15 protein-coding genes are annotated in these 18,545 nt (G+C 65.0%); 4 read left to right on the forward strand and 11 right to left on the reverse strand.

Translation table 11 applies throughout. The features are described from left to right. Window positions 1–50: 50 nt before the first annotated feature. From CH268_RS27345 to CH268_RS27380, 8 genes are all read right to left on the reverse strand, one after another. Complete coding sequence (locus CH268_RS27345) at window positions 51–1,718, reverse strand: helix-turn-helix domain-containing protein (protein WP_094666512.1); 1,668 nt, start codon at window positions 1,716–1,718, stop codon at window positions 51–53. Then, complete coding sequence (locus tag CH268_RS27350) at window positions 1,712–2,854, reverse strand: XdhC family protein (RefSeq protein ID WP_094666514.1); 1,143 nt, start codon at window positions 2,852–2,854, stop codon at window positions 1,712–1,714. Before CH268_RS27350 ends, CH268_RS27345 begins: the two co-directional genes overlap by 7 nt. Window positions 2,855–2,995: 141 nt before the next feature. Next, window positions 2,996–4,372, reverse strand: coding sequence for an amidase (locus CH268_RS27355; protein ID WP_094666516.1), 1,377 nt, complete (start codon window positions 4,370–4,372; stop codon window positions 2,996–2,998). Window positions 4,373–4,393: 21 nt separating this feature from the next. Beyond that, window positions 4,394–6,112 carry a PucR family transcriptional regulator gene (locus tag CH268_RS27360; RefSeq protein ID WP_094666518.1) on the reverse strand — a complete coding sequence of 573 codons (1,719 nt, stop codon included), beginning with the start codon at window positions 6,110–6,112 and terminating at the stop codon, window positions 4,394–4,396. Window positions 6,113–6,154: 42 nt separating this feature from the next. Further along, window positions 6,155–7,603, reverse strand: a complete 1,449-nt coding sequence (locus CH268_RS27365; RefSeq protein WP_094666520.1) for an amidase — start codon at window positions 7,601–7,603, stop codon at window positions 6,155–6,157. A 105-nt stretch (window positions 7,604–7,708) separates the two neighbouring features. After that, window positions 7,709–8,815 (reverse strand): ring-opening amidohydrolase, encoded by a 1,107-nt coding sequence (locus tag CH268_RS27370; RefSeq protein ID WP_032375321.1) that lies wholly within the window; start codon window positions 8,813–8,815, stop codon window positions 7,709–7,711. A gap of 78 nt (window positions 8,816–8,893) precedes the next feature. After that, on the reverse strand, window positions 8,894–10,474 hold the full coding sequence (locus CH268_RS27375) for a carboxyl transferase domain-containing protein (protein WP_094666522.1): 1,581 nt from the start codon (window positions 10,472–10,474) through the stop codon (window positions 8,894–8,896). Continuing rightward, on the reverse strand, window positions 10,471–11,643 hold the full coding sequence (locus CH268_RS27380) for a CaiB/BaiF CoA transferase family protein (protein ID WP_032364454.1): 1,173 nt from the start codon (window positions 11,641–11,643) through the stop codon (window positions 10,471–10,473). The genes CH268_RS27375 and CH268_RS27380 overlap by 4 nt, the downstream gene beginning before the upstream one ends. Before the next feature lie 203 nt (window positions 11,644–11,846). Between CH268_RS27380 and upp the strand changes: the two genes are divergently transcribed. Continuing rightward, entirely contained in the window at window positions 11,847–12,470 is a 624-nt protein-coding gene (gene upp / locus CH268_RS27385) for a uracil phosphoribosyltransferase (RefSeq protein WP_063216763.1), read from the forward strand. Window positions 12,471–12,615: 145 nt separating this feature from the next. Here upp and CH268_RS27390 read toward each other — a convergent pair whose 3' ends face one another. Then, window positions 12,616–12,834, reverse strand: coding sequence for a helix-turn-helix domain-containing protein (locus CH268_RS27390; protein ID WP_255175822.1), 219 nt, complete (start codon window positions 12,832–12,834; stop codon window positions 12,616–12,618). A 338-nt stretch (window positions 12,835–13,172) separates the two neighbouring features. Between CH268_RS27390 and CH268_RS27395 the strand changes: the two genes are divergently transcribed. Then, window positions 13,173–14,918 carry a TerD family protein gene (locus tag CH268_RS27395; protein WP_094643665.1) on the forward strand — a complete coding sequence of 582 codons (1,746 nt, stop codon included), beginning with the start codon at window positions 13,173–13,175 and terminating at the stop codon, window positions 14,916–14,918. A gap of 130 nt (window positions 14,919–15,048) precedes the next feature. Then, window positions 15,049–15,336 carry a hypothetical protein gene (locus CH268_RS27400; protein WP_094643664.1) on the forward strand — a complete coding sequence of 96 codons (288 nt, stop codon included), beginning with the start codon at window positions 15,049–15,051 and terminating at the stop codon, window positions 15,334–15,336. Window positions 15,337–15,338: 2 nt separating this feature from the next. Here the strand turns inward: CH268_RS27400 and CH268_RS27405 are convergent, their stop codons facing one another. Next, window positions 15,339–16,964, reverse strand: a complete 1,626-nt coding sequence (locus CH268_RS27405; RefSeq protein WP_094666553.1) for a long-chain fatty acid--CoA ligase — start codon at window positions 16,962–16,964, stop codon at window positions 15,339–15,341. 106 nt (window positions 16,965–17,070) lie between these two features. Between CH268_RS27405 and CH268_RS27410 the strand changes: the two genes are divergently transcribed. Beyond that, entirely contained in the window at window positions 17,071–17,469 is a 399-nt protein-coding gene (locus CH268_RS27410; protein WP_032368955.1) for a PPOX class F420-dependent oxidoreductase, read from the forward strand. Window positions 17,470–17,476: 7 nt separating this feature from the next. Here the strand turns inward: CH268_RS27410 and CH268_RS27415 are convergent, their stop codons facing one another. Further along, a complete protein-coding gene (locus tag CH268_RS27415; RefSeq protein WP_094666524.1) occupies window positions 17,477–18,532 on the reverse strand; it encodes an alpha/beta hydrolase in 1,056 nt (351 codons plus the stop codon). Window positions 18,533–18,545: the final 13 nt, after the last annotated feature.

Below are 18,545 nucleotides of genomic sequence, written 5' to 3' on the forward strand. Positions count from 1 at the left end.
TTTCTAAATCGCTACGAGCGCAATCTGCCAAGCGCTCGATGGCGGGTCCGTCACATGTGGTGGTCGGTTCCGCGCATGGCCATGATTTTCAGCGCAAGGGAAAGATCCAGGCGTAGATCGGCGCGATCGGTGAAGGGGCCCAGTATCTTTTCGAGTTTCGTTATTCGGTATCGCAAGGTGTTGTAGTGAAAGTGCAGTGCCCGAGCGGTTTCGGCGATGTTGATGTTGGTGGCCAGCAACGTCTCCAGCGTTCTGCGCATGTCGCGTGCCTCGTCGTCGTGTCCGGCGAGGTCGTGCAGGGTTTCCCGGGTGAACGATTCGAGCTCGTCGACGTTGTCCACCAGGCTCAGTAGTCGGAACACGCCGAGTTCGTCGAACGTGGTGACGGCCCAGTCCCCGGATACCTGCCGGCCGACCTTCAACGCGGTACGCGCCTGGCCGTACCTGCTGGGGATGTCGGCCACCGTGGTGCACGGACGCGAAATCCCGACCGTGAACGGTTGCCGACCACCGCCGCCGTCTCCGTGCACTCGTTCGACGATCTCGTGCACGTCCGCGACCGTCGTCGGACGTTCGCCCATGATGATGACGGTCTCGGTGCCGAGGGCGGCGATGGCGGCCTGCGGATCTCGTTGTGCCAGAGCCCCTGCGAAAGCCGACATCTGCCGATCGACGAGTGGCCTGCGGCCGGGCGTCGGTTCGTCGTCGAGGTGTGGGATCGGTTCGATCGCGACGATCACCACCGGCCTGCCGAGATCCCAGCCGAAGCGTCGAGCATGCGCCACCGCGTGTGCGTGCTCGCCGCCTCGGCCCAGGAGAAGATCGCGCAGAAAATTCGATCGGTGTTTCTCCTCGACTGCTGACAGCGCGAGATCGCGAGTGACGACCATCGCCAACATGCCTGCGGCCGCGTCGGCAGTGTGCAGGTCCGATTCCGTCAAAGGCCGACGTGAGGAGAACAGGACGATGCGTCCGTGGTCGATTCCGTTGGCAGTAATGGCGCATACCGCGATCGAATTGCCCTGTTGCGAACGAAGACCGAGGCCGCCGTCGACGGAGTCGGTGCGCAGTCTTCCGGTGGGATCGAGGGCGGTGCTGGTGCGGAGGGCGGACAGTTCGTCGTCACTGCCTGCCGAGGCAAGTTCGCGTCCGTCCACCGTGGTGATCGACACTGCCACATCGCATTCGACCGAGGTTGCGAATGCCAGTTGTGCCACCCCGCCGCCGGCGAGCGTGATGTCGGTCAATGCCCGGCGCAGACGTTCGGACCGAAACATCGCTCGTGCCTGCGTCTTTGCGTTGTCGCGTAGGCCCGCGGTGAGATCGTGCCCGGGGTCGAGTTCGCCGCAGACCTGAACCAGCGGCAGGCCCAGTGTCTCGGCACTCACGCCGACGCTGTCCGGAACGGCGATGTCGTCGTCCACCCGCACCAGAATCCCGGCAACGCCGAGGGAATGCGCTCGGGACAGCAGCGCTGCCGTCGGCTCCGTCAGGTGCGTGAGGGCCTCGCTCGTCGTGGACAACAGGTCACCCGGCCGAATCCAGAACCGAATGCCGGCGGGGTCGTCGACATGATTGATTCTGCGTACCGGCCGGCCGAGGCCGGCGCGACCGGCGAGCAACGTGGCGTGCGCCAGCAGGTTCGAGCCCAGGACGGTCTCGACGGTATGCGGTACCTCCGTGGTGGGCGAGCGTCGCTCGTCGTGCAGTGTCAGCACCTGACGGCCGATCGAACGGGTGATGTCGCGTCGATCTCGGCAGCAGCATCGCGGTGGATCGGCCCACTGAGACTTCGCAATTCGAGCCCGGTCGTCTGCCGTGAGACCTTGAGGATCTCGGCCACGATGGAGATCGCCGTTTCCGGTGGAGTGGAGGCACCCAGATCCAGCCCGATGGGGGAGTGCAGGCGCCCCAGCTCGCTGTCGGTCACCCCGCGCTCGCCGAGCAGTTCCACCCGGCGGCGGTGGGTAGATCGACTGCCCAGCGCGCCCACGTAGGCGGCACCACTGCGCAGCGCAACCTCGAGCAGCGGAATGTCGAACTTCTCGTCGTGGGTGAGAACGGTGATGACGGTGCGCTCGTCCACCGGCGCAGTAGCGAGGAACGTGTGCGGCCACGCCACCACGACGTCGTGCGCGTCGGGGAATCGTGCTCGGGTGGCGAACACCGGGCGGGCGTCGACGACGGTGACGGCGAAGCCGGCGAACGTGCCCAGGCGGCACATCGCGGCGGCGAAATCGATGGCACCGAACACATACATCCGGGGCGGTGGCCCGAACACCTCGACCATGACGGATCGCGCGCCGTCGTCGACGATGTGAATGTCCAGGCCGGACTCGCCGCGGTGTAGTCGGTCGAGAACGGCGAGACTCACGCTCGAACCGTCGGACTCGATGTCGGTGAGTCCGTCGGGATCGACGGTTGCTTCCGCTCCCAGAACCGCCTGTCGCGTCGGGGCCCCGGTGGTGAGGTCGGTGAGCACGGCCACCGGCTCGCCGCTCGAGACCAGACGAGCGACGTCTTCGAGTGCCGCGCACGCGTCGCTGTCGATGAGACGAACGAACACCTCGATGGTGCCGCCGCACGTGAGGCCGACGCCGATCGCGTCGTCGTCCGCTACCCGGTAGGTCTCGCTCCTGGCCATGCCGTCGGCCAGGACGTCGTTCGCCAGCTCGTACAGGGCACCTTCGATGCAGCCCCCGGAAACGCTGCCGACGACCTGACCGGATGCGGCGACCGCCATTGCCGCACCCGCAGGGCGCGGCGACGACTGCCACGTACGTACCACCGTGGCCAGGGCGAACGGCTCACGTTCGCGCAGCCACGGGGCCACGTCGTCGAGAATGTCGCGCATGCCGCCGCCTTTCGACCGGATGAGTGATGCCCATCACGCTAGTTGCTGGCGCGGGCCGACCATGAAACACATTTCGACCAAATCGACAGCGGGTCGTTGTAAGAACCTGCCGTCGCGGTACGGATGGACGGACCGCGCGGGCTACGTCAGAGCGGCGGCGACGGCAAGAGCGTGATGCTCGTGCCACGGCTTGGCGATGATCTGCACCCCGATCGGCAGACCGCTGCTGGAGGTGGCAACGGGAATCACCACCGAGGGCACCCCGAGGATGCTGATCGCTCGGCTGCTCGCCAACGCCTGCGACCACGACAGAGATGCACCGTCGACCTCGAAGCTCGTCTCACCGAGAGGAGGGGCGAGGATCGATGCAACGGGAAGTATCAGGACGTCGCCCATCGTGGACACCAGCTGGTGCTGCATCTCGGCGCGTCGAGCCCACAGTGCCTCGACGTCTGCGGCCGTGGTGGTTCGGACGGCAGCGAGGATGGCCCGGATGTTGGCGCTGAACTCGGCGGGGCCGTATTGCTCGATGTCCGTTTGGGTTTCGCAGGCCCGCATCTGTGTGAACAGCTCATGAGCGCCGTGTAGTGCGGTGCCCTCGTACGGCGTCACCGATCCGACGAACGGCTCTGTGCGCAGTGCTGCGGCCTCGACGGCAGCGCGGATCTCCGCGTCGACCGGAATCGTGCCTTCTCCTGTGGCCCAACGAATATCGAGCTCGCGGAGGTTCACGCTCGCAGGGTCGGCCCAGGCGTACTGCGGCGACGACAGCACGCGCAGCAACAGGATCACGTCGTCGAGAGTGCGGGCCATGGGTCCGATGGTCTGCACGGTGCCGTGCATGGTCGCCGGATTCGTCAGCACTCGGTTGTCGCTCATGACACCGGGATACTGCCCCTCGGAGTCGATTCGGCCCGGTGTCGGCCTGATCGAGCACAGACCGGTGCAGTGCGCGGGCCACCGCACCGAACCACCGAAATCGGTGCCCAGTCCCACCACGCTCATGCCCGACGCGATGGCCGCCGACTCACCGCCACTGCTCCCGCCCGGTGACAGCTTCGTGTCGGCGGGAGAGAGCGGGTTGACGGTGTAGCCGAACAGGTCGTTGTGCGTGAGTCCGCTGGCACCGAACTCCGGTGTGTTGGTCTTACCGATCAGGATTGCGCCCTCGGCGCGCATCCGAGCAACGGCGGGAGCGTCGACGCGAGGGACGTTGTCCGCGAGCGCATGTGAACCCGCCGTGGTGCGAACTCCGGCGGTGGCGATCAGGTCCTTGACCGTGAACGGCACTCCGGCGAGGTCGCCGACCCGCTCGCCGCGGGCGATGCAGGCATCGATTCCGTCGGCTGCCAGCAGAGCCGATTCGGCTGCGACGGTGACGATCGCATTCAGCTCGGTGTTGATTCGGCCGATGTGTTCGAGGTGCTGCTCGGTCACCTCGCGCGCGGACACGGTGCCGGCGCGCACTGCTGCCGCGAGTGCGACGGCGTCGGTTCCGATCGAATTGCCCTCAGGCACTGGGTGTCTCCTCGGGTGGTGTCACAGCCCCTTCATCTCCGCGACCCGCAGTGCCAGCGCTACATCCAGGCGCAGAATCGGATCGGTGGTGAACGGGCCGACGATGGACTCCAGCTTGCCGATGCGGTAGCGGAGTGTGTTGTAGTGGAAATGCAAGACGCGGGCGGTCTCTGCGACGTTGCAGTTGGTGTCGAGCAGCGCCTGCAACGTCTGGCGCAGGTCGACGGCATCGGCGTCGTCGCCGGCGAGTGAGCCCAACACCTCGGTTGCGAAGGCCTGCAGCTCGGCTCCGTCGGTGACCAGTGACAACAGTCGATGCACGCCGAGGCCGTCGAAATGCGCTACCGATCCGTTTCCGCGCATGCGGCGTCCTACGACGACTGCTTTGCGGGCTTGATCGTAGGCGCGCGGGATGTCGGCAACGGAGTCGATGACGCGGCTCACGCCTGCGCCGAACGAGTTTCGTCCGCCGCCCTTGTCTCCGGCGACGGAGGCGATCAGATCCTCGACGACGTCCCGTTCGGTGCCGGGTTCGGCCGGCATGAGCGTGACGACCTCGTTGCTGAACCCGACGACGGGAGCCCGGCGATCGCGCCTGCGCACCACCTGCTGCCATGCCGCGGTCAGCCGCTCCTGCGGCAGGCGGCCGGACACGGCCGGCTTCACCGAATTGCTCACGGCCACTTCGGCGATCTCGTCCAATTGGGCCACGATGACCACCATGCTTCGATCCACGTCCCAGTCGAGCTGGGCGCAGTACTCGATGATCTGTTCGGGGGATTCGGTTGCGCCGTTGAGGACGTCCCGAAGGAAGTCGCCGCGAAACTTGGACTCGACGGCAGAGACCGCGAGCTTCTTGATGACCGCCAACGCCACGACGGTGGCCGCGCGTTCGAGGGACTGCATCGTGACGGGACCGAGTCGCTCGGCGGCCGCCACAGCCACGATCAGTCCGTGGTCGGTGCCGCCCGCGATGATCGGTGCAACGGCGATGCGGTGCCCGCTGTCGCCCGGTACCGGTTGCAGGCCTTCGTGGAGTCGTTCGGTGAGCAGGCGACCGGACGGATCGAACAGGGGCATCTCTTCCAGGGCCGCAAGATCTGCGTCTGCTCCTGCTGTGGCCTGGACTCGACCGTCCGGAGTGCAGATGAGCACCGAGGCCTCGAACAGCGTGGCGACCTCATCGGCGATCTGCGGTAGATCGCCGCCTTCGAGCACGATCGAGGTCAGGGCTCGATGCATGCGATCGGCGATATCCAACGCCCACGCCTGCCGGTCGACGAGGTGGGTGAACACCTCGGAGATGACCTCGTCGAAGCCGACATCTCGGCGAATGAGGAAGAGCGGCAGGCCGAGTCGATCTGCTGCCTCGATCATCGCAAGGGGTACGTCTCCGAAGTAGCGTCCTTCTTTGACTCCGAGCGCTGCCGCGCCGCGTTCGGCGAGTCCTTCGACCAACTCCACCAGGGCACCGGCATCGAACGGGCGGCCCGAATCTGCATGCCGCAGTGGGAAACCCGTCGTCAACAGCAGTTCGTTCGGTTTCACCCACGGCAGGATGTCGGGTACTTCGATGACGTTGACGCGTCGAACCACATTCTCGAGTCCCTGCTCGCCTGCGACAAGCGTGGACCCCGACAGGCTGGGGAGCGCAAGCAATTCTGCGACGGTGAGCGCGTAACTCGCCGAGGCCGGGAAGTCTCGTACTCGTGGCCGAAGCGCACCGACCATGTCATCCATTGTTCAACAATACTGTGTAGGGCATGTCGCGACGGCGGGGGATCAGCCGACGTGCAGTGCCGGCGGGAGAACGCGCTCGACCCACCGCGAGGCCTGCTCGTAGGCATAGGCGAGCTGCAGAACCGCCCGGTCGGCACCGTGCCTGCCGATGATCTGAACACCCATCGGCAGACCCCGATCGTCGAATCCGACCGGGACGGCGGCGGCAGGAACGCCGGTCATCGTCCAGGGCACCACCGTCTCCATCCACCGGTGATAGGTGTCCATGGGTCGACCCGCGATGGACTGCGGCCAGTGTTGGTCCTTGTCGAACGGGAACACCTGAGCGGTGGGCGCGAGAACGAAGTCGTAGGTCTCGAACAATGTCGTCAGTGCGCTCTGCCAGTCGTTGCGAGCCTGCGCTGCCTTGGTGACGTCGAGTGCGGTCAGTGCGACTGCATGCTCCATCTCCCACTGCATTTCGGGCTTCATCAGCTCCCTCGTGCGCGGGTTCTCGTACAGATCGGCCATCCCGAGCTGCGCCCACCACCGCCACGTCAGGAACGAGTCCCAGATTTTCGCCGGGTCGTACGACGGCACGGTGCTCTCCACTGCGCAGCCGAGGTCTTCGAAGACGGTGAACGACGACTCGCACAGATCGAGGACACCGGGTTCGGTAGCCAGGTGACCGTTCCAGTCTCCGACCCACGCGATGCGGGCACCGCGGAAGCTACGTTCGAGAGTGCGGGTGAAGATCTCCGGATCCTCGTCGATTCCGAGGGGCGCGTTGGCATCCGGGCCCGCCATCGTCGACAGCAGATGTGCGACATCGGTGACCGATCGGCCCATCGGTCCGGCGACAGCGCCCTGTGCGATGAAGCCCGGCTCGGGAATGCGTCCCCACGACGGGCGAAAACCGACCACATTGTTGAAGGCTGCGGGGTTGCGCAGCGATCCCATGTAGTCGGTGCCGTCGGCGACGGGCAGCATGCGTAGTGCCAAGGCTGCCGCCGCACCTCCGCTGCTTCCGCCTGCAGTGCGCGAGGTGTCGTAGGGCGAGACGGTGGTTCCGTACACCGGGTTGTACGTCTGAGATCCGAACCCGAATTCCGGTGTGTTGGTCTTGCCGATGACGATGGCACCGGCCGCTTTCACGCGGGCGACGAACAGATCGTCCGCGTCGGCGATGCGATCGGCGAAGATCGGTGACCCCGATGTGAACGGTAGCCCTCGGGCTGCGGACAGGTCCTTCACCGCATGGGGAAATCCGTGCATCCACCCGAGATACTGTCCGTCCGAGAGCTGTCGATCTCGCTCGCGTGCCTCGTCCATCAGCTCGTCGCGATCACGAAGGGCGACAATGGCGTTGACCGTCGGATTGTGTGCCTCGATGTGGTCGAGGTACGCCGTCATGGTCTCGACGCACGAGACCTCGCGGCGCTTGATCTTGCCGCTGAGCTCGACCGCGTCGGACATCAGAAGTTCGGCAGCGGGTCCGACGGTGGTTGCCATGGTGGTTCCTTCGTTCGAGAGAGACGCAGAAGCAGGGAGGGCCGGACGCCGCGCGAACCCGAGACTGTCGGGTTCGCGCGGCGCTGTTCGAGATCGAAACCGGCGTTATCCGAGGTCGACGATCGCGGCGACGGGGCCGCCACCTTCGGGGCCCTGGTGCGCTGCCGAGACCGACACGAAGACCGCTGGGTCGCCGGTCACTGCTGCGGTGACGCCGCCGACGCACGCCTTGATCTGGCGGTGCCAGTGGACGTCGGAATCGTCGAGCATGGCGTTGCGCCGTCCACGGACCGTACCGTCCTGGCTTGCTTCGCATTTGAGGAAGACATTGACGAGCTTGCCGCCCAGATCCTTCGTGTGCGGCCGCTCGGGAAGTTCGAGACCGGCATCCTTGATCGCGTTCCAGATGCCGTCCTGATCGAGCGCGTCGTTCATCACGCTGTGTCCGATGCGGTACCGGCCGCCGATTCCGCGAGTGTTACCCACGACGACGATCTGTGCACGGTCCAACTCGACGCCCGAGGAGCACGACGCCACCGAGGAGTACAGCTCACGACTGTGCATGACGTCCTCGTCGGTCGGCATATCGATCTCACCGAGTGCGACAGCGATACCGAGAGCGGTGCCGCCGTTGGACAGATCCATCGACTCGTGGGTCTGCTCGGTCCAGACTGTCTTGCCGCGGCTCTTGGCGTCACGGATGGTGTGGATCGTCAGCAGCGGGGTCTTGGTCTGCACGTAGTGCACGTCTGCGGGGTCGGTGATGCCGGCGTTGGCCATCGCATCCTTGACTGCCGCAGCCACTTTGGTGATCATCGCGGTGCGGCCGATGTCCTCGGGCATCAACTGCTCGCTCATCGCGACGCCGACCGTCAGGCGCGGCTCCTCGGTCTGTACTGCCTTGTCCGACGGTACGGTCGCGAAGATGGTGGCGTGGGGGCTGATGACTCCGTCGGTGCCACCGGACCAGACGATCGGAACCTCGCCGACATCGTGTGCGCTGCGAGTTCCTTTCGCGGACAACACTTCGCGGAATGCTCGGTCGGCGATGATGCGGGTGTAGTCGTTGACTCCGCCGTTGCCTTCGGTCTTACCGATGACTGCAATGACCCGGTCGGCGTCGAGCACCCCGTCGTCGATGAGCTTCGCCAGCTCGCTGGCATCGGACACGTTGTGGAGCGGGACCTTGCGGACCTCGATTGCGTCGGGCACTGAAATCTCCTTCATCGGGATCTGTGGGTACTGCAGAGTCGGCCGGCGTTCGCGCGGCGGGGGCTCGCCCCACGAACGTTATCGACCGTTGGACCGGGGGTGCACTGGCAAGCTTTGCCCAATCAGCGCACTTTTTTGGTTATCGGACATCCCCAGGTAGCGGTAGCGCTGCAACCGGGAGGCCGCCAGTGCGGCAGGGTCGGCAGCGAGGAGTACGGCCAACTCGTGTTCGAGCACGGTACCGAGCCGAGACAGGAACGCCGCAGGTTCGTCGGAGGCATCCGGCCGTTCGGCCACGATCCGGTCGATGACGCCGTTACGGAGCAGGTCCAGGCTGCGCACTCCCTGCTCTTCTGCCATCTCGGCTGCGCGGTCGGTGGTGCGGAACTTGATCGCCGATGCACCCTCCGGCGGCAGTGGCGACAGCCAACCGTGCTGGGCACACAGCACCCGATCGGCGGGGAGCAGTGCGAGTGCGCCACCGCCGGCTCCCTGGCCGAGCAGCAGGCAGATCGTCGGTGCCTTCAGTGTCGTGAGTTCGACCAAGCAGCGGGCGATCTCGCCCGCGAGGCCACCTTCTTCGGCCTCCTTGCTCAACGCGGCACCGGCAGTGTCGATGACTGTGACAAGGGGTAGTTGCAGCTCTTCCGCCAGCCGCATTCCGCGTCGCGCTTCCCGGAGGCCGGCGGGACCCAACGGCTGATCGGCGAAAGTGCGGTCCTGGCCGAGAAGGACACACGCCGAGGCCCCGAACTTGGCAAGGGCCAGAAACAATCCGGGCTCGATCTCACCGGCTCCGGTGCCCTGCAACGTCGTCACCGTGTTCGCGGCCGATCGCACGAGGTGGCGTACTCCCGGCCGTTCCGGCCGTCGAGAACGACGGATGGATTCCCATGCAGGCACATCGTCGAGGTGCTCCAACGGGATGTTCGGAACCGGCGGAGGTGGCTCGTGTGGCGCACACAGGACGGCGAGCGCCGAAATGGCAACCTCACGGAGTTGCTCGGGAGGGACCACCGCGTCGACCAGGCCACGGGCGGCGAGGTTTTCGGCTGTCTGCACTCCCTCGGGAAACTTCTCGCCGTACAGCGCCTGGTACACGCGCGGACCGAGAAAGCCCAGGAGCGCACCAGGTTCGGCCGCAGTGACGTGGCCGAGTGAGCCCCACGAGGCAAGTGCTCCACCGGTCGTGGGATGACGAAGGTAGACGGCGTAGGCGAGACCCGCCGACTTGTGCGCAGCGATGGCCGCCGAGATCTTGACCATCTGCAAGAAGGCGACCGTGCCCTCCTGCATCCGTGTTCCGCCGGAGGTCGGCGAGGCGAGCAGCGGAAGCTGTTCTGCTGTCGCCTTTTCGACGGCCTGTACCAATCGTTCGGCGGCCGCCGTTCCGATGGAGCCTGCGAGAAACCCGAACTCGCACAGGACGAGTGCCACCCGGCGCCCTGCGAGGGTGGCTTCGCCGGTCAACACCGACTCGTCGCAGCCGCTCGTTTCACGGGCCGCGGCGAGCTCGTCGAGATAGCCCTGATCCGCCGGTCCGTGCACCCCGATCGGGGGAAGCGGGTCGGTGTCCCACCGGACGAAACTGCCGGCGTCGACGACCATCTCGACGAGTCCGATCGCGCCGAGCCGTGCCGGCGCGCCGGTGCGGGTCATGGCGTCGTCTCGAGCCAGGCGCGGATCGAGTCGCCGTGCTGGTCGAGGGTCGGCGGGGCCGCGTGCGTCGTGCGCATCGCGGCACCCTCGCAATCCTCGTCCATACGCAGCGGTGGGCCGGGCAACGTGATGGTGCCCAAGGCCGAATGATCGACGTCGATCATCAGTCCTTGCGACCGGGTCTGTTCCCAGGTGTAGACCTCGGCCAGATCACGGACACGTCCGGCCGGTATGCCCAGCTCACCGAGTAGTCCGAGAAGTTTGTCGGTCGGCCAGTCCGCGAAAACGGCATCGACAGCGGCGATGACTGCCTCTCTGTCGTCGACCCGTTGGGGGTTGGTGGCCCACTCCGGACGGTCCAATCCGAATGCGGGAGCGAAGCGTTGCCACAATCCCTCGCTGCCCACGGCAATCTGAACCAGCCCCTCGGACGAGTGGAACAGACCGTACGGGCAGATCGACGGGTGATGTCCGCCGGTGGGGCGGGGCACCTCGCCGGCCACGGTGTAGCGAGTGCCTTGGAATGCGTGCACCCCGACGATGGAGGCCAGCAGGCTGGTACGCACGACGCGGCCGCGGCCGGTGGTGTTGCGCTCGTGCAGTGCGGCCACGACGCCGTACGCGCCGTTCATTCCGGCGAGCAGATCACCGATGGGAACGCCGACCCTAGTGGGCTCGTCCTTCGACGGCCCGGTCAGGGACATCAATCCTGCTTCGCCCTGAGCGATCTGGTCGTAACCTGGGCGCGTGCCTTCTGGGCCGTCGTGGCCGAAACCGGTGATGGACAGGATCACCAGACGCGGGTTCAGCTCGTGCAAGGCCTCCATGCTGTAGCCGAGGCGAGCAAGAACGCCGGGGCGAAAGTTCTCGACGAGCACGTCGGCGCGGCGGATCAACGCGGTGAGCGTTTCTCGGCCGTCGACAGCTTTCAGATCGAGTGCGATGGATTCCTTGTTGCGATTGCACGAGAGGAAGTACGTCGAGTGCCGATCGCCCTCGTCGTCGGCGACGAAGGGCGGGCCCCAACTTCGTGTGTCGTCACCGCCGCTGGGCGATTCGACCTTGATCACTCGCGCGCCGAGGTCCCCGAGCATCATCGCGGCATGGGGTCCGGCGAGTGCCCGCGACAGGTCGACGACCAGGCAGTCGGAGAGCGGTCCGACCGTCATCGGATTGCGTTCCGAGACAGGGGAGCGATGTCGGTGTCGAACTCGAATCGATCGTTGCGAAGCGTCATGCGTCCGAGTCAACGTGCCGGTCGCGGCCCCGTCGTGGGCAAAAGTTGCCGACGCTGAGGGGTCGCTTTCGGACAGTTCGAGCGAGCGCGAGCCGTGTGGACGGATGGCCGACGAGGGGCCCATAATCTGCGACCATGGATACCCACGTAGTCGACCATCCCTTGACCACAGCGCTTTTGACGACGATGCGCGACGTCCACAGTGACAACGCGACCTTCCGTTCGGCGCTGCGGCAGCTGACACACACGTTGGTGTACGAGGCTTTGCGTGATGCCCCGGTGGACACCTTCGAGGTCGACACCCCGGTTGCCCGCACCACCGGTGTGCGGTTGGCGAACCCACCTCTGCTGGTTCCGGTTCTCCGGGCAGGGCTGGGCATGGTGGAGCAGGCGAGTGCGCTCATTCCGCGATCCGGTGTGGGATTCATCGGCATGGCACGAGACGAGAAGACACTGCAGCCGGTGCCGTACCTCGAGTCTCTCCCCGCAGATCTCGCCGGCACACCGGTGTTCGTTCTCGACCCGATGTTGGCCACAGGCGGGTCCATGACCGCGACGATCGACTTGCTCGTCGCACGTGGAGCAACCGACGTGGTCGTCGTGTGCGTCGTCGTCACACCCGAAGGCCTTGCAGCGCTGGAGAAGTCAGGACACCCCGTCCGCGTGGTGTGTGCCGCCGTCGACGATGAGCTCAACGATCAAGGCATCATCGTGCCAGGACTGGGGGATGCGGGAGACCGTCAATTCGGGCCTCGGTGACGATCCGACGCAGAGGAGTCGTCGAGGTAGGTGCTGTCGTATCGAAACACCATGTCGTTTCCCGAGCGGGTCAGTAAATCGGGAAGAAGGTGTCTTCCCTGGTAGGCATCGGCTGCATCGACCTCTCGTAGCTCGAGTGCTTGAATCATGTCGGATCCAGCGGTGGCACAAACGATCCGGCGCGCGTGAGCAGTGCGATATCGCACCCCAGAGCATCCGCGACCGCGACCACGCTGTCGAGCTGCACTGTGTTCTTTCCTCCTTCGAGTGCTTGAACGGTGGAACGACCCACCCCGGCGAGCAACGCCAACTCGGCTTGGGTCATGCGCAACTGATGGCGACGCGCGACGAACGTTGCGGCCAGTTCTCACGAGTGCTTACGGGCTCGTCGTCGCGGTTCCGCCATCATCGCTCCTTGTGCTTGCCCTGGCATGCATGTTGGAACTTAGCCGAAGGTTCTGCCGACAATGAGCCCCTATGCCTGCTCTAGCAGGCAGAAAGTGTGGAAACGTCGTCTCGCAGGAGAAGGGCTCGCTATGCGTGCGTTGGCAAGCGGACCGATGGTCCGAGGTACGCCAATGTGCTGTGGAACGGCCGTCGGTGGCCAGGAACCGTAGGTGTTGGCCCGAAGTCGACTCGCGTGCAGCATCTCGTGCGGCATAGTGGCCTTCATTGTCCGATGCGGTCGAAAGCGGTAATCCTGTGAAGAATTCGGTTAGAACCGGCAGCGACAAATGGGTCGTCGTCGATGTCGAGACCTCGGGTCTGAAGGCATCCCGTGATCGAGTGCTCAGTGTGGCCGCTCTGACGGTCGACGAGGACGGACGTGTCGGACGCGAACTGTCGACTCTGGTCAACCCGGGTTGCGATCCTGGCCCGGTGCACATTCACAAACTGACGCCCGAACGGCTTGCCGGTGCGCCGACGTTCGACATGATCGCTCCGCAACTCATGGATCTGCTGGATGGTCGAACTTTGGTCGCGCACAACGCGAGTTTCGATCACGGGTTCTTGAAGCTCGAATCGATGCGTGCGGGCATCGACATGCCGACGAAGCAACGGTTGTGCACCGTGGCATTGTCGAGGCGACTACAACTCGATACTCCCAACCACAAGCTGTCCACCCTGGCCGCGCACTGGAAAGTGCTGCAGTCCAATGCGCACGACGCCTACGACGATGCCCTAGTGCTGGCGCAGGTGTTCACCCACAGCGCTCGGCTGGCCAGGTCGCTCGAACTTCCCCTTCCAGTCGTCACGTGCACCGAGCGTCTGACGCTGTATCCGGATACCGTTCCCCGCACACATTGCGCGTGGGAGAACCCAGGTCCACTTGCCGAGGACGGCGGTCTCGTTCAGGGCATGCGAGTCGTGATCAGCGGCGACACGCGAATCCCGCGATTGCGCTTGGCCGCTCAGCTCACGGAAGCCGGACTGGACGTGATGAATTCCGTCAGTCGATTCACGAGTGTGGTGGTGTGTTCGGATCCCACAACGGAAAGCGGAAAAGTCGAAAGGGCGCGCGCCCATGGCCTTCGCATCATCTCGGAGTCGGAATTGCTCGACTTGCTCCGGAATGTGCAGCCAGGAACGCCGAAAGGTATTCGGCCGCAGACCCAGCCGAAACCAGCCGAGCAGCAGCCCGATCCAGTCGTCAAGCCCTGGCAGACAAGAAGGGTCTTGGTCATGGGCGGTTCGCACGCCGAGTCGGTACTCATGCGGTCGCGCCTGATCCAACTCGGTGCGACACCGGCTGTGAATCTCAGCGCCGGCGTGACCGACATCCTGATCTTGGACGGCGGCGATGGAGACCCGCGGATGCCGAAAGTGAAGGAACGGGATCTCACGTTGCTGACACCGGCAGCGATCGACCGAGAACTGAATATCGAAGTTCCCGCGCCGCTCCCTGCTCGGCGGTCCCGAATCGCTCCGTTGGTGCCACGGGGTGGCGTCGTCGACCTCGACCCTGATCAGGCAGTGCTGACGGTCAACAGTTCCTGGCGTGCCGACGACTCCGATCGGGTCGGTGTAGATGTAGTCGCGTTCTTGCTGTCCGACGATGAATTGGTCGCCAGTGACGAGGATTTCGTGTTCTACAACGCTCCGGTCACCTCGGACGGTGCCGTCTCGATGTCGATCGATGGTGACAGCGAACAGGGTGTGCGGATCGACCTTTCACTCGTTCCCGAGGATTGCGTGCGTATCACCGTCGCCGCAGCAATCGACGGTGACCACACATTCGGTGACCTAGGCGCGGTATCGGTGTCGCTCGATGGACTCGATTCGGCGGTCGCGACAGCGGTGCTGGATGCCGCGACCACGGAACGATCGATGCTGCTCGCAGAGATCTACCGCCGCGGGAGTGGCTGGCGCTTCCGGCCGATCGGTCAGGGCTACGACGACGGATTGGCAGAATTGGCGGTGCGGTTCGGCGTGGAGGTCGATGGGTAGTCGCGCTGCGTCGCGTCGACCGGTAACGCGACTCGGCCGTCGAGCGACGTCACCAATGAACGGATCGAGTCGGTGGCCGGACCACGGCCGGCGACGTTGTGCAGGACGTGCCGCCACGAAAGGCCCTCGAATGAACCGCACCAGCCGACGCATTGCAGTATTGACCGGACTTCTGGCGCTTCCGCTCGCCGCCGGCACCACCATGGGGGCTGCGACCGCCAGTGCCGACGAATGGCATTACGGTCCTGTCTATCGCGCCGAGCAGTCCGGGGAAGGCGCGCAATACTTTTGCAACAAGGCGCTGTCACTCGAGAAGGCGTCGCAGTCGTACATCGTGGTGCCGTGCACCAACGTCGAGAACACCGATACCTGGTACCGAATCGTGGTGAACCCCTACAACTGGGGTTGGAGCAGTTAGTCCTACACCAGTTCGATGACCTCCAACGCCCCGTCGGCGTGGGAACTCCGCAGCCTTTTCTTGTCGTATTTGCCGACGCTCGTTTTCGGGACCTCGTCGATGAAGGTCCATCGTTCCGGCAACTGCCAATGCGCGACGCGGCTGTCGAGGAACTCTTTCAGTTCTTCGGCCGTCACCGACGCACCCTCGCGGACGACGACAGCGACCAGTGGACGCTCGTCCCACTTCGGGTCGGGCACACCGATGACCGCAGCCTCACGAACAGCCGGATGTCCCATCACCTGGTTCTCGAGTTCCACCGAGGAGATCCATTCACCGCCGGACTTGATGATGTCCTTGGAGCGATCGGTGAGCCGGAGGTAGCCGTTCTCGGAGATGGTGCCCACGTCACCGGTTCGCAGCCAACCGTCGTCGAACTTGTCGTCCGCGTCAGCGCGGTAGTAGCTGCCGGTGATCCACGGGCCACGGACCTCGAGCTCGCCGACGGTCTTGCCGTCCCACGGCAACACCGTTCCGGCGTCGTCGACGAGTCGTGCCCGAACTCCGGCAACGAATCTGCCTTGTGTGCAACGCAAGTCGAACTCGTCTTCCGGCGACAGTCCCGCGTCGGGCCTACCGGAGGTGCCGAGCGGTGAGGTCTCGGTCATGCCCCATGCCTGCGAGATGTGTACGCCGTACTTCTCGTGGAAGGCTTTCATCAGACTCGGTGGGCATGCGGCACCGCCGACCACCACATCACGCAGACTCGACAGATCCGCCGGATGCTCGTCCAGATGAGCGAGCAGGGCCTGCCAGATCGTCGGGACAGCAGCCGCCGCCGTCGGACGAAGCGTCGACATCATCTCTGCCAACGGAGCCGGCTGCAGAAACCTGTCGGGCATGATCAGGGACGCACCGACCATCAGCGCCGCATACGGGAGCCCCCACGACATCGCGTGGAACATCGGCACGATGGCCAACACCTTGTCGGACTGCGCAATTGCCATCGCGTCGGTCATGCACGCCTGCATGGAATGCAGGTAGATCGAGCGATGCGAGTACACGACCCCCTTGGGATCGCCGGTGGTGCCCGAGGTGTAACACATTGCGGCAGCTGATCGTTCGTCGAGTTCGGGCCAATCGAACTCCTCCGGTTTGCCGGCCAACAGGTCCTCGTAGCCGAGCACCTCGATACCGTCGGGTGCAGTGACCTGCGCCGGGTCGACCCCGACGACCACGAGATGTCGCACGGTCTCGAACGTCGGCAGCAACGGCGTCAGCAGGGGGAGCAGGCTGGCGTCGGCGATGATCACCTGGTCCTCGGCATGATTGACGATGTACGTGAGCTGCTCGGGGAAGAGTCGGATGTTCAGAGTGTGCAGCACTGCGCCCATCGCCGGAATCGCCATGTAGGCCTCCATGTGCGGGGCGTTGTTCCACATGAACGTCGCGACTCGTTGATCGTCGTCGATCCCTATCGACCGCAGGCCGTGAGCCAATTGTGCTGCCCGCCTGCCCAACTCCCCGAATGTCACCGTGGTGGGTCCGGTGTCGGTCCACGTGGTGATCTCGGCCGAGGAGTGGATAAACGTCCCGAATCGAACCAGCTGGCCGATGGACAGTGGGGTGTCCTGCATGGTGCTCTTCACGACGATCTCGCTTTCGATGTCCCGGCGCGGCTGCACGTCTTTGTGCTCCGCGTCACAACATGCACACTACGGACTCGACGCGAGGAGGGTGCGTAACTTGGTACTCATGGCCACTACTTCGGATGACGCTCGTGCCCTTGGCGACGAGGCATTCGTTTCGCTCACCACCTTCCGTCGATCCGGTGCGCCGGTATCGACGCCGGTGTGGATCGCCCGAGACGGCGACAACCTGGTCGTCATCACTCCCGCGGAGAGCGGCAAGGTCAAGCGCATCAGGAACTCCGATCGCGTGGAGCTCCGCCCGTGCAGTCGGCGCGGAGCGGTGCCCGATGACGCCGTGGCGGTGACCGGCTCGGCAACCATCGTCACCGGAGACGCCGCCTCGAGACCGACTTCGGTATTGAAGAAGAAATACGGCATCGAGTACCGCATCGTCATGCTCGTCGAATTGATCATTGCTCGACGCCGCAAGCCGCGGGTGATTCTGTCGATCACCACAGACTGAGGTCGAGTTACATCAGGGCCGCCTCTACCGCCGCAACGATGTCGACCCAGATCTCCGACGTGGGATCGACGACGGCGAAGTGCCCGCCCGGTCCTTCGACCGAAGCAACGGAATCGGAAGTCGCGGATGCGGCGGCGTAGTACGCGCGGCTGATCTCGAGGAGATTGGGATCGTCGGCCACTGCGGACACCACCAGCTGTGGCACACCGAGGGGCAGTCGAGACATCGGTGACGACTCCTCGTAGATGCGTCGCGACTCCGCATAACGGGCGCCGATTGCGTTCGATACCGCGCCTTCCCCGAGCCACCGCTCGTCGCCGACTTTCAGGTCGAGCACCCCGGCCAGACTCACCGCCAGGGCAGGGGTCACCCGTGCGCCGACAGAATCGGCCGCAAGCCGCAGGGCGAGTTGACCTCCCGCGGAATGGCCCATCAGGACGATTCGAGACAGATCCAGCGAGGCGGGTGCCGTCTCCAGCGCGGCGAGAGCAGCCGCGACATCTTCGGTCGTCGCATCCCACCCGTGTTCGTCGGGTCGGCGATACTCGACATTCCAGGTGGCGTACCCGCGTGCGGTCAGATCGACCGCCATCTCATCCATCAGGTCGAACTCCCACCGCGAGCGCCAGTACCCGCCGTGAATCAACACGGCGACGGGAAAGGGTCCGTCGCCTTCCGGCACCCGCAACTCGACGCGTTGCTCGGGGTGATCTCCGTACGTCACGATCGTGCCGGGGTGGAAGCGATGAAAGTACACACTGTCGATCGCGAACCGGAGACCGTCGAGACCGCGGCCCCGGATGTGGGCGCGAATATTTTCGGACCGATCCGGTGCGCACTGACCGAAGTCGACGCGAACGACGCTGCTGTACAACGACGTATCGACCTGCGCTCCATCGCCGGGAACGACGACAACCTCACCGGAACCGGTTGCAGTGTCGACAATTCCGCCCGACAGACCGCGGGCGGACAGGGCCCGTGCGACCAGCTCCTGTGCGGTCTGCAGATCGGCGAACACTCCGGGCGCGGCAACGATATCGATGTGGTTCGAGTCTTCCGTCATGGGTTCACGCTAC

Source organism: Rhodococcus sp. 06-1460-1B, assembly GCF_002258475.1.
In the GTDB taxonomy this organism is placed as follows: Bacteria; Actinomycetota; Actinomycetes; order Mycobacteriales; family Mycobacteriaceae; genus Rhodococcoides; species Rhodococcoides fascians.

What these genes read in the sequence shown, in the direction of transcription:
- CH268_RS27350 (WP_094666514.1), bottom strand. Translation starts at nt 2,854, where the DNA reads ATGCGCGACATTCTCGACGACGTGGCCCCGTGGCTGCGCGAACGTGAG.
- CH268_RS27360 (WP_094666518.1), bottom strand. Translation starts at nt 6,112, where the DNA reads ATGGATGACATGGTCGGTGCGCTTCGGCCACGAGTACGAGACTTCCCG.
- CH268_RS27365 (WP_094666520.1), bottom strand. Translation starts at nt 7,603, where the DNA reads ATGGCAACCACCGTCGGACCCGCTGCCGAACTTCTGATGTCCGACGCG.
- CH268_RS27375 (WP_094666522.1), bottom strand. Translation starts at nt 10,474, where the DNA reads ATGACCCGCACCGGCGCGCCGGCACGGCTCGGCGCGATCGGACTCGTC.
- CH268_RS27380 (WP_032364454.1), bottom strand. Translation starts at nt 11,643, where the DNA reads ATGACGGTCGGACCGCTCTCCGACTGCCTGGTCGTCGACCTGTCGCGG.
- upp (WP_063216763.1), top strand. Translation starts at nt 11,847, where the DNA reads ATGGATACCCACGTAGTCGACCATCCCTTGACCACAGCGCTTTTGACG.
- CH268_RS27400 (WP_094643664.1), top strand. Translation starts at nt 15,049, where the DNA reads ATGAACCGCACCAGCCGACGCATTGCAGTATTGACCGGACTTCTGGCG.
- CH268_RS27410 (WP_032368955.1), top strand. Translation starts at nt 17,071, where the DNA reads ATGGCCACTACTTCGGATGACGCTCGTGCCCTTGGCGACGAGGCATTC.
- CH268_RS27415 (WP_094666524.1), bottom strand. Translation starts at nt 18,532, where the DNA reads ATGACGGAAGACTCGAACCACATCGATATCGTTGCCGCGCCCGGAGTG.